The sequence below is a fragment of the Mesorhizobium sp. WSM4829 genome (genome assembly GCF_055811475.1).
The window spans coordinates 63,725-76,492 of sequence record NZ_JBVVQJ010000006.1 but is presented as its reverse complement, the minus strand read 5'-3'; the positions used below and the strand labels follow the sequence as shown (position 1 = coordinate 76,492).

14 protein-coding genes are annotated in these 12,768 nt (G+C 64.1%); 8 read left to right on the top strand and 6 right to left on the bottom strand.

The window, feature by feature from the left end; all coding sequences use genetic code 11:
* Nucleotides 1-16: 16 nt before the first annotated feature.
* Together cobT and AC0L17_RS07970 are read left to right on the top strand one after the other, a co-directional pair.
* Nucleotides 17-1,915, top strand: coding sequence for a cobaltochelatase subunit CobT (cobT, locus tag AC0L17_RS07975; protein ID WP_473515411.1), 1,899 nt, complete (start codon nt 17-19; stop codon nt 1,913-1,915).
* Nucleotides 1,912-2,943 (top strand): esterase-like activity of phytase family protein, encoded by a 1,032-nt coding sequence (locus tag AC0L17_RS07970; RefSeq protein WP_473515410.1) that lies wholly within the window; start codon nt 1,912-1,914, stop codon nt 2,941-2,943. The genes cobT and AC0L17_RS07970 overlap by 4 nt, the downstream gene beginning before the upstream one ends.
* A 32-nt stretch (nt 2,944-2,975) precedes the next feature.
* On the opposite strand, the gene AC0L17_RS07965 is transcribed toward AC0L17_RS07970, so the two are convergent.
* The 3 genes from AC0L17_RS07965 to rpmB form a co-directional block, all read right to left on the bottom strand.
* A complete protein-coding gene (locus AC0L17_RS07965) occupies nt 2,976-3,677 on the bottom strand; it encodes a spermidine synthase (RefSeq protein ID WP_473515409.1) in 702 nt (233 codons plus the stop codon).
* A gap of 30 nt (nt 3,678-3,707) precedes the next feature.
* Nucleotides 3,708-4,388, bottom strand: coding sequence for a queuosine precursor transporter (locus AC0L17_RS07960; protein ID WP_287329162.1), 681 nt, complete (start codon nt 4,386-4,388; stop codon nt 3,708-3,710).
* A 137-nt stretch (nt 4,389-4,525) separates the two neighbouring features.
* Nucleotides 4,526-4,822 carry a 50S ribosomal protein L28 gene (rpmB, locus tag AC0L17_RS07955; RefSeq protein ID WP_023797188.1) on the bottom strand — a complete coding sequence of 99 codons (297 nt, stop codon included), beginning with the start codon at nt 4,820-4,822 and terminating at the stop codon, nt 4,526-4,528.
* A gap of 254 nt (nt 4,823-5,076) precedes the next feature.
* On the opposite strand from rpmB, the gene AC0L17_RS07950 reads away from it, so the two are divergent.
* From AC0L17_RS07950 to AC0L17_RS07940, 3 genes are read left to right on the top strand one after another with little or no spacing between them, the layout of a single operon-like run.
* Nucleotides 5,077-5,865 carry a DUF3108 domain-containing protein gene (locus tag AC0L17_RS07950; RefSeq protein WP_128246078.1) on the top strand — a complete coding sequence of 263 codons (789 nt, stop codon included), beginning with the start codon at nt 5,077-5,079 and terminating at the stop codon, nt 5,863-5,865.
* A gap of 28 nt (nt 5,866-5,893) precedes the next feature.
* Entirely contained in the window at nt 5,894-6,781 is an 888-nt protein-coding gene (yddG, locus tag AC0L17_RS07945) for an aromatic amino acid exporter YddG (protein ID WP_473515408.1), read from the top strand.
* A complete protein-coding gene (locus AC0L17_RS07940) occupies nt 6,781-7,449 on the top strand; it encodes a lysoplasmalogenase family protein (protein WP_473515407.1) in 669 nt (222 codons plus the stop codon). The genes yddG and AC0L17_RS07940 overlap by 1 nt, the downstream gene beginning before the upstream one ends.
* A gap of 139 nt (nt 7,450-7,588) precedes the next feature.
* On the opposite strand, the gene AC0L17_RS07935 is transcribed toward AC0L17_RS07940, so the two are convergent.
* Genes AC0L17_RS07935 through AC0L17_RS07925 form a run of 3 tightly spaced genes read right to left on the bottom strand, consistent with a single transcriptional unit; the run spans nt 7,589 to nt 9,045 of the window.
* Nucleotides 7,589-8,017 (bottom strand): cupin domain-containing protein, encoded by a 429-nt coding sequence (locus AC0L17_RS07935; protein ID WP_473515406.1) that lies wholly within the window; start codon nt 8,015-8,017, stop codon nt 7,589-7,591.
* A gap of 40 nt (nt 8,018-8,057) precedes the next feature.
* Nucleotides 8,058-8,825, bottom strand: coding sequence for a hydroxyacylglutathione hydrolase (gene gloB, locus AC0L17_RS07930; protein ID WP_419694887.1), 768 nt, complete (start codon nt 8,823-8,825; stop codon nt 8,058-8,060).
* On the bottom strand, nt 8,815-9,045 hold the full coding sequence (locus AC0L17_RS07925) for a hypothetical protein (protein ID WP_473515405.1): 231 nt from the start codon (nt 9,043-9,045) through the stop codon (nt 8,815-8,817). Before AC0L17_RS07925 ends, gloB begins: the two co-directional genes overlap by 11 nt.
* Here AC0L17_RS07925 and AC0L17_RS07920 point away from each other — a divergent pair.
* The 3 genes from AC0L17_RS07920 (at nt 9,044) to AC0L17_RS07910 (ending at nt 12,727) form a co-directional block, all read left to right on the top strand.
* Nucleotides 9,044-9,820 carry a class I SAM-dependent methyltransferase gene (locus AC0L17_RS07920; protein WP_091593108.1) on the top strand — a complete coding sequence of 259 codons (777 nt, stop codon included), beginning with the start codon at nt 9,044-9,046 and terminating at the stop codon, nt 9,818-9,820. The two genes, AC0L17_RS07925 and AC0L17_RS07920, sit on opposite strands and share 2 nt — an antisense overlap.
* Nucleotides 9,821-9,935: 115 nt before the next feature.
* Complete coding sequence (locus tag AC0L17_RS07915) at nt 9,936-11,762, top strand: ABC transporter ATP-binding protein/permease (protein ID WP_473515404.1); 1,827 nt, start codon at nt 9,936-9,938, stop codon at nt 11,760-11,762.
* Between the two features lie 194 nt (nt 11,763-11,956).
* Complete coding sequence (locus AC0L17_RS07910) at nt 11,957-12,727, top strand: DUF1194 domain-containing protein (protein ID WP_245277581.1); 771 nt, start codon at nt 11,957-11,959, stop codon at nt 12,725-12,727.
* Nucleotides 12,728-12,768 lie beyond the last annotated feature (41 nt).

Here is a 12,768-nt window from a genome sequence, read left to right as displayed (position 1 = left end):
CTCCAAGGAATGATCGATGGCGGGTCCAGGCGACAACACGCGCAACAAGTCGAAGACGGGGTCTGAAGCCGACAGCTTCAAGCGCGCCGTCACCGTCTGCATGCGCGCGATTGCCGGCGACAAGGAGCTCGAAGTCGGTTTCGCCAAGGATCGGCCGGCGCTCGCCGGCAGCCGCGCCCGGCTGCCTGAACTGCCGAAGAAAGCCACGAAGGCCGACATCGCCATCACCCGCGGGCTCGGCGATTCCATGGCGCTGAAGCGCGCCTGCCACGACACGCGCATCCACACCAGGCTGGCGCCGGAGGGCAAACAGGCCCGCGCCATCTACGATGCGGTCGAGCAGGCCCGCGTCGAGGCGATCGGCTCCCGCGCCATGCAGGGTGTGGCCGACAATATCGGCTCGATGCTCGAGGACAAATACGCCAGGGCCAACCTCATCGATGTCAAGGACAAGGCCGACGCGCCGATCGAGGAGGCGCTGGCCCTGATGGTGCGCGAAAAGCTGACCGGTCGCACTGTCCCGAAGAGCGGCGAGCGGCTGGTCGACCTCTGGCGCCCTTGGGTCGAGGAGAAGGCAAGTGCCGATCTCGACGGACTGTCGGCAAAGCTCGACGACCAGCAGGCCTTCGCCCGTGTCGTGCGCGAGATGCTGGCTTCCATGGAAATGGCCGAGGAACTCGGTGACGACCAGGAGACCGAAGACTCCGAAGACCACGATGAAAACCAGCCGCAAGGCGAGGAGCAGAGCGAGGAGGGCGGCGAGGACGATTCCGGCTCCGAGCAGTCGCAGTCGGACGACACCGAGGCGTCATCCGACGACGAGCAATCGGCCGAGACGGAGGCATCCGATGCTACCGCCGACGACCTGTCCGACGACGACGACGCCGATGCCGAGACGCCCGGCGAGGCGCGCCGCAACGACAATCCCTTCACCAATCTGTCGAAGGAGATCGATTACAAGATCTTCACCACCGCCTTCGACGAGACGGTGGGTGCGGAGGATCTGTGCGAAGAGGAAGAACTGGATCGGCTGCGCGCCTTCCTCGACAAGCAGCTTGCCAACCTGTCCGGCGTCGTCGGCCGGCTGGCCAACCGGCTGCAGCGCCGCCTGATGGCGCAGCAGAACCGGTCCTGGGATTTCGATCTCGAAGAGGGTTATCTCGATCCGGCGCGGCTGGTGCGCGTCGTCATCGACCCGATGCAGCCGCTGTCCTTCAAGCAGGAGCGCGACACCAAATTCCGCGACACGGTGGTGACGCTGGTGCTCGACAATTCGGGCTCGATGCGCGGCCGGCCGATCACCGTCGCCGCCACCTGCGCCGACATTCTGGCGCGCACGCTGGAACGCTGCGGCGTCTCGGTCGAGATCCTCGGCTTCACCACCCGCGCCTGGAAGGGCGGGCAGGCGCGCGAGAAATGGCTGAAGGAAGGCAAGCCGCCCAATCCTGGGCGGCTCAACGATCTGCGCCACATCATCTACAAATCCGCCGACCATCCGTGGCGGCGGGCGCGGCGCAATCTCGGCCTGATGATGCGCGAAGGCCTGCTCAAGGAAAATATCGACGGCGAGGCGCTGCTGTGGGCGCACAACCGCCTGATCGCGCGGCCGGAGCAGCGCAAGATCCTGATGATGATCTCGGACGGCGCGCCGGTCGACGATTCGACGCTGTCGGTCAATCCGGGCAACTATCTCGAGCGGCATCTGCGCGCGGTGATCGAATTGATCGAGACGCGCTCGCCGGTCGAGCTCCTGGCCATCGGCATCGGCCACGACGTGACCCGCTACTATCGCCGCGCCGTCACCATCGTCGATGCCGAGGAACTGGCCGGCGCCATGACCGAGCAACTGGCCTCGCTGTTTGGCGAGGAAAGCATGCGCGACACGCGACGCGGCGGCATGCGGCGCGCCGGATGATTTTTTCGCGGGGCGGCTTTCGGCAGACGCTTTTCGCCGCCACAGCCCTGTTCGTTGCCGGCATCGCCTTGTCGGCTCCCATCGCTGCCGGCACCGTTGCGGTCGAGCCGATCGAAATCTCGGCACGGCTGATAGACCGGTTTCATATCGGCGGTGACGAAAAGCGGTTCGGCCCGCTCGAATTCGTCGGCGGGCTGGAAATGACCTCGCCGTCACGCGATTTCGGCGCGCTGTCGGCGTTTCGTTTCCGCAAGCCCGGCAGTGATTTCATCGGCGTCGCCGACACCGGTTTCTGGTTCTTCGGCACCGTCACCCATGATGCCGACAAGCGCCCATCCGGCATCCGGAATTTCCGTATGCAGCAGATGGCCGACGAGGCAGGCCAGCTGATCGCCGAGAAATGGGAGGTCGACGCCGAAGGCCTTGCGCTCAAGGACGGCATTGCCACAGTCGGCTTCGAGCGCGATCACCGCATTGCACAGTTCAAGATCGAACCGGGTGACATGGAGCCGCCGTTCAGGCAGCTCGACTTCCTGATTCCAGCCGGGGAGCTTCGCCGCAATCGCGGCTTTGAGACCATCACCCACGCCAATCCTGAAGGCCAGCACCAAGGCGGGCTGGTCGTGGTCTCGGAAAAGAGCCTCGACAAGGCAGGCAACATCTATGCGGCCGTTATCGAAGGGCCGCACAAGGGCGTCTTCACCGTCAAGCGCAACGGCAATTTCGACATTGCCGACGGCGCCTTCCTGCCGGACGGCGACCTCTTGCTTTTGGAGCGCAGCTTTTCGATGGCCGGCGGCGTCAAGATTCGGCTGCGGCGCATCTATGGCGAAAGTGTCGAGAAGGGCGCGGTTGCCGACGGGCCGATGCTGATGGAAGCCGACATGGGCTACCAGATCGACAATATGGAAGGGCTCGACGTCTGGACCCGCGACGACGGCGCGCTGATGGTGTCGCTGGTCTCGGACGACAACCACTCGATGCTACAGCGTAATTTGTATCTGGAATTTGTGCTGCACGAGGATTGAGAGGCGGTCGGCAAAGGACGGCCGATAACAAGCTACAGCTTGGCGCCGGTTGCGGCAGGCCGGGGTCCGTTGGTCGCTATCCAGATGATTTGGCGTGCCCCGCGCTTGCCATTGGCTCGCACCTTGGCCTCCTCGACCGCGAAGCCCGCCTGCTTGAGCCGGCGGGTAAAACCGCTGTCGGGTCCCTGCGACCAGACCGCCAGCACGCCGCCGGGCTTGAGCGCTGCTCTCGCGCTGATCAGCCCGGCTACACTGTAAAGGGCATCGTTGGCCCTGTGGACGATCCCTTCCGGCCCATTGTCGACGTCGAGCAGGATGGCATCCCAGGCCGAGGCTTCCGATCGTATGATCTGCCCGACATCCGCCTCGCGAATGGTCACGCGCGGATCGTCGAGACAGCCGCCGAACAGCGAGGCCATCGGGCCGCGCGCCCACGCCACCACGGCGGGCACCAACTCGGCGACAACGATGCCGGCATCGGCGCCAAGCTCGGCAATCGCGGCGCGCAGCGTGAAACCCATGCCCAGCCCGCCGATCAGGATTTTCGGCTGCCTGCGGCCGGCAATCCTTTGGCAGGACAGCCTCGCCAGCGCTTCCTCAGAACCGCTGAGGCGGCTGTTCATCAGCTCGTTCGAGCCGAGCATGATCGAGAATTCGGCGCCGCGTTGTTTCAGGCGCAGCGCGTGGTCGCCGTCAGGCGTTTTCGCGGTATCGAGTTGGACCCACGGGATCATGCTCGAGAACCTGTGGGCATGATCTTTTCTCTATGCCGCCAGTGCCGGCTGGCTCCAGCGGGCGGCAAGCAGCCGGTAGGGGATCAGCGCCACCACGGCGATGATCAGCTTCACGCCGAGGTCGCCGAGCGCCCATGAAACCCAGCGCATGGCCTCGACCGGCAGCACGCCGATCAGCGGCGCGGTTTCGAGCGCAAAGCCATCGTTCGGGCCAGCGAAGGCAAAAGCCGCCGAAAAGGCGATCGTGAAGAACACCGCGGTGTCGAACACCGAGCCGACCAGCGTGCCGACGATCGGCGCCCGCCACCAGCTCTGCCGGCGCAACCGGTTGAACACGGTCACGTCGAGCAGCTGCGCGATCAGGAACGCGGTGCCGGAAGCCGCCGCAATGCGCACCAGCCGGTCGGCAGCCGTCTCGAATTCGATCAGGCCGCAGCGGAACAGCAAGGGCGGGATGACGACCGAGCAGATCACTGCCGCCGTGAAGCCGACAAACACGATCCGGCGCGCCACAGCCGGGCCGTAGCGGCGATTGGCAAGGTCGGTGACCAGGAAGGAGAACGGGTAGGTGAAGGCGCCCCAGGTCAGAATGTCGGCCAGCGACAGGCCGCCGATTGCACCCTGCAGCGGGAACTGCACGAGGACGTTCGACGCCACCACGACAAGCGCCATGGCCGCAACAAAGGGCAGGTATCGGGAGAAAAAGCTCATTTTTTTATCCTGGGTAATGGAACCAGCGGGGTGTCATGCCGAGTTCGGACGACACTCCATTGCTGTTTGGCCATCGGATTTCTCCGAAAACCGCTTCGCACTTTTCGGTCCGATGCCGAAGGCGGTTGCCTGAAAAATCAAGCGGCCGGCTGTTCGGCGAGCTTCTTGGCGATCTGCTTCTTCAGCAGCCGCGCGCGCTGCGACAGCTCCTTGGCGTCGGCCTTGGCCAGGAACGCATCAAGGCCGCCGCGATGCTCGACCGAACGCAGCGCGTTGGCCGAAATGCGCAGGCGCACATTCTGGTTCAACGCTTCCGAGATCAGCGTCACATTGACGAGATTGGGCAGGAAGCGACGCTTGCTCTTGTTGTTGGCGTGGCTCACATTGTTGCCGGACATGACTGCCTTGGCAGTGAGTTCGCAGGTGCGGGACATGGTTCTAAACCTTCAGTTCTCGGTCTGGCCAAACATTCAACCCGCGCCGGGTGGCGCGCGGTTTCGGTCAGGCGGCCTTATGGAAAAAGTTGGCGTTCCATAGTTGCATTTCGGCGATGCGTCAAGCTCCGGCTTGCGCCCGGGTGTGACGACGTCTTTCACATAAAGGCCGAAATTCAGTCTATAAGCGGTCGCACAAGGAGATACCAGGCTGGAGTTGCGCGCTTCTGCTGAAATCGAGGATCGATCCCGCCATGCTTCGTTCGTCTCATGCTCTCCTTGCATCGCTCGCCGTGGCGCTGCCGACGGCAATTTCTGCCGCCACGCAACAATCCTTCAAGGGCGAGTATACGGTTTCGGTCCACGGCTTCTCGGTGGCCAAGGCAAGCTTTTCCAGCAGTTACGAAGGCGATACCTATTCGATCGAAGGCAGCGTCTCCAGCGCCGGCCTCGCCACAATATTCGACGACACGCGTGGCACGGTCTCCTCGAAGGGCAAGATTTTGGGCAAGCAATTGCAGCCGCAGGCGTTCCGCGCCGACTACAAATCGGGCGACAAGGCATCGATGATCGATATCCAGTTCGCCAACGGCACTGTTACCGCGACCAAGGTCGTGCCTGCGCCGAAGAAGCGCAATTCCAAGAAATGGATACCGCTGGCCGCCAGCCATCTCGCCTCGGTGCTCGATCCGATGGCCGCCACCGTCATCCATGCCGATAGTCTCGACAAGGTCTGCGGGCGCACGGTGAAGCTCTATGACGGCGAGATGCGCGCCGATCTGACGCTGACCTACGAGTCGAAAGGCTCGACCTCGGTGCGCGGCTACGAGGGCGATACCGTCACTTGCCGGCTGGATTTTGAGCCGGTGGCCGGTTATCGCAAGAACCGCAAATCCCTGGATTACCTGAGAAAGCGCAGCCGCATCATGGTGACGTTTGCACCGGTCGGCCAAACCGGCGTATATGCGCCCATCCACGCCACGGTCGGCACGAAAATCGGCACCCTCACCGTCAGCGCGGAGCGGTTCGAAGCGACAGAATAGGCGCGATCGCGCGCCGCCGGAGACGGACATGGGGCGCGCAACACTGATCGGCTTCTCGGCGGTCGCCATGTGGGCGCTGCTGGCGCTGCTTACGGACGCTTCCGGCGCGGTGCCGCCATTCCTGCTCTCGGCGATCACCTTCACGATCGGCACTGGCGTCGGGCTCGTCGCGCGGCTGTTCATGCCGGCCACCGCCGGGAGCGAGAAAATACCGCCGCAAGTGTGGCTGATCGGCATTGCCGGCCTATTCGGCTATCACTTCTTCTATTTCACTGCGCTGCGCAACGCGCCGGCGGTGGAGGCGAGCCTCATCGCCTATCTGTGGCCGCTGCTGATCGTGCTCGGATCGGCGCTGATGCCGGGCGAGCGGCTGGCCTGGAACCATGTCGTCGGCGCACTGCTCGGCCTTGCCGGCACTTTTCTGATCGTCACCAAGGCCGGCGGGATTGCCTTCGACGCGCGCTATGCCTTCGGCTATGCGATGGCCGGCGTCTGCGCCGTGCTGTGGTCGTCCTATTCGCTGTTGTCGCGCCGCTTTCCGTCGGTGCCGACCAGCATCGTCACCTGGTTCTGTGCGGCCACGGCAGCGCTTTCGCTTGTCTGCCATCTGATGCTGGAAGAGACGGTGCTGCCAGTCGGCGCCGGCCAGTGGCTGGCCGTGCTCGGCCTCGGCCTGATGCCGGTGGGCGCGGCCTTCTACGCCTGGGATATCGGCGTCAAGCGCGGCAACATCCAGGCGCTGGGCGCGGCAAGCTATGCCGCGCCGCTGCTGTCGACGCTGGTGCTGATATCAGCCGGCTTCGCCGAGCCGTCCCTGCGCATCCTCGCCGCCTGCGTGCTGATCACCGGCGGCGCAGCGCTTGCGGCGAAATCGCTGTTCTTGCGCAAGAGGGCTGCGAGCGAGGCAGGGGCGTGATGCCGTTTCCCGGCGGCATCGACGCCGACGCCAATGCGACGCTGCTGTTTTCGCTGGCCGCCGCGGTGATCTACGCCTTCACCATCGACATGCCACAGACGCTTGCGCGTTCCGCGGTCAAGACGCTGGCCGTGGCAATGCTTGCTGTGCTGGCATCGCTGCAGGGCGGTCCGTGGCTGCTCATCGCGGCGCTGGCGCTCAGCGCTATCGGCGACGCATTGCTGTCGCGCGACGCTGAAAAGGCTTTTGTCGGCGGGCTGGCCAGTTTTCTCGTGGCGCATGGGCTTTACATCGCGCTGTTCCTGCGCTCCGGCGAGGGGGTCGGGCTGCTCTCGGCCGAGCCGTTGCGCGCGGCGATTGCCGTGGCAATGGCCGTGTTGGCGCTCGCCATGCTTTTTGCGCTCTGGCGCCGTGTCGGCCCCGCCCTGCGCCTTCCGATCAGCGTCTATATCGCGACAATTTTTGCCATGGGCATTTCGGCGCTGACCCTGAGCAATTTCTGGGTCGTCGGCGGCGCCGTGCTGTTCATGGCGTCCGACGGGCTGCTCGCCTCGGAAAAGTTCCTGCTGAGCGCCATCTCGCCGCACTGCGATTGGACGCGCCGCGCGGTCTGGGTGCTGTATTATGCCGCCCAGCTGGGGATCACGATGAGTTTCCTGCTGGGTTAGGTATGTCGATATTCAGGTGATGCCGGCCTGCAAACGGCGGTTTCCTGCGCTTCCGGTACTCACGTACCCAAACGTACGCTCCGTTCCGGTTCTCGGAATCCACCATTTTCGGCTCGGCCTGACCTGAATCTCGATATACCTAACGCGTTCCCGGTTGCCAGCCCGGTTCGGCCAGCTCGAAGGCGGCGAAATCGAAGCCCGGCGCCACGGTGCAGCCGGCCAGCGTCCACTCGCCCAGGCTGCGCGCCGACTGCCACCAGCCTGCCGGCACAACGATCTGCGGCCGCTCGCCCGCCGCCAATGCCGTGCCGAGCACCTGCTCGATCACCGGCCCGTTTTCCCGATGCATCGACAGTGCCAGCGGGGCGCCGGCATAGAAATGCCAGACCTCGGCGGCGTCCTTGACGCGGTGCCAGGCCGACACTTGCTCCTGCTCCAAAAGGAAATAGATCGCGGTCGAATGGCCGCGAGCGCCTTCCGCGCCATCGCGAAAGGTCTCGGCATACCAGCCGCCTTCCGGATGCGGTTTCAGGCCGAGCGCCGCGATGATTTCGGCGGAACTGGTCATTTTCCTCAGACCTTCATGGATGCCAGACCATCAACGGTGCTCAGAAATTATCCTTGCGCTTGCGTATTTCGGCGAACACTTCGGCGTCGGAGGCGTTCTCCATGCCGAGATGCTTGCGGATTGCCGGATCGTGCCAGCGCAGGAACGGATTGGTCGACAGTTCCTCACCGATCGTGGTCGGCAGCGTCGGCTTGCCGTCGGCGCGCAGCGCTTCGATTTTCGCGGCGCGCTCCTTCAATGCCGAATTGGTCGGGTCGACGGTCAGCGCGAAGCGGGCGTTGGAAAGCGTGTATTCATGGCCGCAATAGACGACCGTCTCGGCCGGAAGCGCCGCGAGCTTCTTCAACGAATCGTACATCACCGGCGGCTTGCATTCGAACAGCCGGCCGCAGCCGAGTGCGAACAGTGTGTCGGCGGTGAACGCCACTTTCGACGCCGGCAGATGATAGGAGACATGGCCCGCCGTGTGGCCGGGCGTGGCGATCACGTCGATCCTCTCCTCGCCGAGGTGGATGACCGAACCCTGCTCGACGGTTTCGTCGATGCCGGGAATCTTGGCCTGTTCCGCCTCCGGTCCGACGATGCGCAGCTTGTACCGTTGCTTCAACGCCAGATTGGCCTCGACATGGTCGACATGGTGGTGGGTGGTCAGGATCATCGTCGGCGTCCAGCCGGTACGCTCGATCGCGGCCAGGATCGACGCCTCCTCGGGCGCGTCGATGATCGCGGTCTGGCCGCTTTTCGGGTCATGCACCAGCACACCGAAATTGTCGCTGCGGCACATGAATTGTTCGATTTCAACCGGCATCGCATCTCTCCACGAGAGCGCCGCGCGTCCAGTAGGACGCACAAAGGACGCTTCTGACACTTTTTACCTGCTGCATCGTGTCTTCCGAAATCGAAACCGATTTCTGGCCGATGCAGCAGTCGCCGCAGACATAGGGCGCTTGCCCGCGGATGTCATCGTCTTTGTAGAACTTGGCGCCTTTGTTGAACTTGGACAGCATCGAAGATAGCGTGCCGCGCATGCATTCCGATATCGTCGACCTTCGCTCCTTTTATTCGACCACGCTCGGGCGATTGGCCGAACGCTCGATCACCATGGCGTTGTCCTCGATATGGGCTGTCGTGCCCAATGAGCGGCTGGTCGGCCTCGGCTACACCTTGCCGTGGCTGGAGCGGTTCGGCACCGATGCCGAACGTGTCTTTGCCTTCATGCCGGCGACGCAAGGCGCGGTGGTCTGGCCGGCCACCGGGCCGACCGCGACCGCGCTGGTCTTCGATGAGGAATTGCCGCTGGTCGATGCCTCCATCGACCGCATGCTGCTCGTCCATTCACTCGAACATGCCGAGAACCCGCGCGAGACGCTGAACGAAATCTGGCGGGTGCTGTCGCCCGCCGGCCGCGTCGTCATCGTCGTGCCCAACCGGCGCGGTGTCTGGGCCCGTTTCGAGCATACGCCGTTCGGCAGCGGCCGGCCTTTCTCGCGCGGCCAGCTCACCGAATTGCTGCGCGAAGCGAATTTCACGCCCGCGGCTTGGTCCGACGCCCTGTTCTTCCCGCCATCGCGGCGACGCTTCATGATGCGGTTCCACAATGTGCTGGAGCGCGCCGGCCGCAGGTTCTGGCCGATCTTTTCCGGCGTCATCGTCGTCGAGGCGCAGAAGCGGCTCTATCAGGGTGTGCCGGTCGTCCAGCGCGCCTCTCGCCGCGTCTTCGTGCCGGTTTTCTCGCCGCATGGCGCCACAAGGCTCGGCCGGATATCGCCGAGCGGGAAGGCGCCGTCGCCGGGCCGCCGATGACGTTTTCGTGATCGGAATCACGCTTTTTCCCACCTATCTGTCGTGGGCGGGTTTGCTACCCGATTGAGTCGACTTGCTCACCGGTTTCAGCACCGCTTGCGAAGGGTCTTCATCAATGGCTGATCATCCGGATTTCGAGGCCAGCGCCAAGCCGATTGCCGCGTCGGTCAAAGCTAGCAGCCTGCGCGACCAGCTGGCGACAATCAGGCTGGCGCTGGCGACGTCGCCGATCCGCAAACAACTGCTCTGGGCCTGCCTCGGCATCGTCGCCGTCATTGTGGCAACCTCGATCGGGCAGGTTCTGCTCAATCGCTGGAACGAGCCCTTTTACGACGCGCTGGCTCGGCGCGACATGCAGGGTTTCCTGCACCAGCTTCTGGTGTTTTCCGCCATCGCCGGCGGGCTTGTGGTGCTCAATGTCGGCCAGACCTGGCTCGACCAGACGATCCGGCTGAAGCTGCGTGAGGCGTTGACCGTCGATCTGATCGGTGAATGGATGCGGCCGGCGCGGGCTTTCCGGCTCGCCAACGCCGGCGCCATCGGCGTCAACCCCGACCAGCGCCTGCAGCAGGATGCCGGGCATCTCTCCGATCTTTCAACAGGTCTCGGCATAGGGCTATTGCAGTCGTTCATTCTGCTTGTTTCGTTCGTCGGCGTCCTATGGTCGCTGTCTTCCGGCTTCGTCTTCCATGTCGGCGGCTATTCGCTGGCGATTCCGGGCTACATGGTGTGGGCCGCGATCCTCTATGCCGGCACCGCCTCCTGGCTGAGCTGGCTGGTCGGACGGCCGCTCATCCGCTTCAACAGCGACCGCTATACGCGCGAGGCGGAGCTGCGCTCCTCGGTGGTCCGCGTCAACGAGAATGTCGATGCCATCGCGCTTGCGCACGGCGAGGCCGACGCGCGACGGCGGCTTGAGCTCGACCTCGGCACGGTGCTGGGCGCGATGCGGCGCATCTACAGCGCCCAGATCAATCTTTCCTGGGTGACCGACACCTATGGCTGGATCACTGTCGTCGCGCCGATCCTCGTCGCCGCGCCGGTCTATTTCGCCGGTGACATCAGCTTCGGCGGGCTGATGATGGCTGTCGGCGCCTTCAACCAGGTGCATTCCTCGTTGCGCTGGTTCATCAACAATATCGGCGGCATCGCCGATTGGCGCGCCACGCTGATGCGCGTCGCCGATTTCCGCATCGCGCTTGCTGAAACGGATGTGCTCCACCACAGCGAGAGGCGCATCGAGTTCGGCGAAAATCCGGACGGCAGGCTGACATTCGACAAGCTCGAAATTGCGTCGCGGGATGGATGCACCAAGCTCGCCGAGCCCCATGTCGAGATCCGTGCCGGCGAGCGCGTCATGATCACCGGAGATCCGCGCGCCGGCAAGACGCTGTTCTTCCGCGCCATTGCCGGTCTGTGGCCGTGGGGAAGCGGGCGGATCGGCATGCCGGCCGGAGAGGTGCCGGCCTTCGTTCCCCGAAAACCCTATTTCCCGCTCGGCACGCTGCGCGAGGTGCTCGACCACGCCGATGCCGCGGTCAGCGACGCCGAGATCTCGGCGGTGCTTGCCGAGGTCGGTCTCGGGCGGCTGTCATCCTCGCTCGACCGGTCGGCGCGCTGGGAGCGCGAATTGAGCGATGACGAGCAGCGCCTGCTTGCCTTTGCCCGGCTGGTCTTGCGGCAGCCGAAATGGGTGATCATCGATGAGGCTTTGGACACGTTCGACGGCGCGACGCTGCGGCGGGTGCTGTCGATGCTGGAGGCGCGTCTTGCCGACGCCGCGATCCTCAATATCGGCCGTGGCCAGCAGAATATTGAATTCTTCCCGCGCTCATTGGCGATCGTGAAAGATTTCGAGCGACCGGCTCTCAAGCCAGTCCGCGTCAGGGCCGGCGCGATCGAACCACCCCCGGCCGTCGCCAAAGCCCACCAACAGGCATAGCCGGCCGTAAGCTTTATTTTGCCGTGATCGCGGCGAAAGATTGCCGGCATCGTTCGGAAGCCTGCGGCGTTGGATTCATGCGACACGCTTTGAGTCTTTGCTTCGATGCTTGTCGTTACCCCAAAACCGCTGCGCGCTTTTGGGCGACCTGCGTCAGCCTGCTTGCCTGCCTTGCCCGTGCCCAGGCAGCACCTTTGGCCGCGCCTGCCGACACCATTGCCGTGGACGTCGAACTGGTGCTGGCGGTCGACATCTCGCACTCGATGGACGAAAAGGAATTCGCCCTGCAGCGCGCCGGCTATGTCAAGGCGCTGCGCCACCCCGACTTCATCAATGCGGTGCGTTCGGGCGTGAACGGCCGCATTGCGCTGGCCTATTTCGAATGGGCAGGCACCGTCCGCGACGACGCCGTCATTGCCTGGCAGGTCATCGACGATGCCGAGAGCGCCGAGGTATTCGCCGGCAAGATCGAGGCGCGCCCGTTCAGGAGCTTTCGCGGCACCTCGATTTCCAGTGCGCTCGCCTTCGGCGCCAAGCTTTTGGATGGAGCCGCCTTCGACGCGACGCGCAGCGTCATCGACATCTCAGGCGATGGCCCCAACAATATCGGGATGCCCGTCGCCACGACACGCGACGCCGCGATAGCAAAGGGCATCGTCATCAATGGCCTGCCGATCCTGATCAGCCCGTCGCCCAGCTTCAGCCATCTCGACCAATACTATGCCGAGTGCGTCACAGGCGGGCCAGGCTCCTTCGTGCTGCCGGTCTATGCCGCTTCGGAATTCGTGACCGCCATACGCCGCAAGCTGGTCCTCGAGGTCAGCGGTGTTACCGATCCCAATGCCGGTCCCGGGGCCGATCCCGGGTCCGTCCCGGTCGACGCGGCAGCACCGGTCGACTGTTTGCAAGGCGAGCGCGGTCGGCGGTTTTTCTCCGATCCGTATTTTCCGGAACTTGATCGTTAGACCTCGACGAACGGCGATCTGTCCCAGATGTCTCCGGACTC

Bases quoted from the DNA above. Each gene is read 5' to 3' on its own strand.
- cobT (WP_473515411.1), top strand. From the start codon at position 17: ATGGCGGGTCCAGGCGACAACACGCGCAACAAGTCGAAGACGGGGTCT.
- AC0L17_RS07970 (WP_473515410.1), top strand. From the start codon at position 1,912: ATGATTTTTTCGCGGGGCGGCTTTCGGCAGACGCTTTTCGCCGCCACA.
- AC0L17_RS07965 (WP_473515409.1), bottom strand. From the start codon at position 3,677: ATGATCCCGTGGGTCCAACTCGATACCGCGAAAACGCCTGACGGCGAC.
- AC0L17_RS07960 (WP_287329162.1), bottom strand. From the start codon at position 4,388: ATGAGCTTTTTCTCCCGATACCTGCCCTTTGTTGCGGCCATGGCGCTT.
- rpmB (WP_023797188.1), bottom strand. From the start codon at position 4,822: ATGTCCCGCACCTGCGAACTCACTGCCAAGGCAGTCATGTCCGGCAAC.
- AC0L17_RS07950 (WP_128246078.1), top strand. From the start codon at position 5,077: ATGCTTCGTTCGTCTCATGCTCTCCTTGCATCGCTCGCCGTGGCGCTG.
- yddG (WP_473515408.1), top strand. From the start codon at position 5,894: ATGGGGCGCGCAACACTGATCGGCTTCTCGGCGGTCGCCATGTGGGCG.
- AC0L17_RS07940 (WP_473515407.1), top strand. From the start codon at position 6,781: ATGCCGTTTCCCGGCGGCATCGACGCCGACGCCAATGCGACGCTGCTG.
- AC0L17_RS07935 (WP_473515406.1), bottom strand. From the start codon at position 8,017: ATGACCAGTTCCGCCGAAATCATCGCGGCGCTCGGCCTGAAACCGCAT.
- gloB (WP_419694887.1), bottom strand. From the start codon at position 8,825: ATGCCGGTTGAAATCGAACAATTCATGTGCCGCAGCGACAATTTCGGT.
- AC0L17_RS07920 (WP_091593108.1), top strand. From the start codon at position 9,044: ATGCATTCCGATATCGTCGACCTTCGCTCCTTTTATTCGACCACGCTC.
- AC0L17_RS07925 (WP_473515405.1), bottom strand. From the start codon at position 9,045: ATGCGCGGCACGCTATCTTCGATGCTGTCCAAGTTCAACAAAGGCGCC.
- AC0L17_RS07915 (WP_473515404.1), top strand. From the start codon at position 9,936: ATGGCTGATCATCCGGATTTCGAGGCCAGCGCCAAGCCGATTGCCGCG.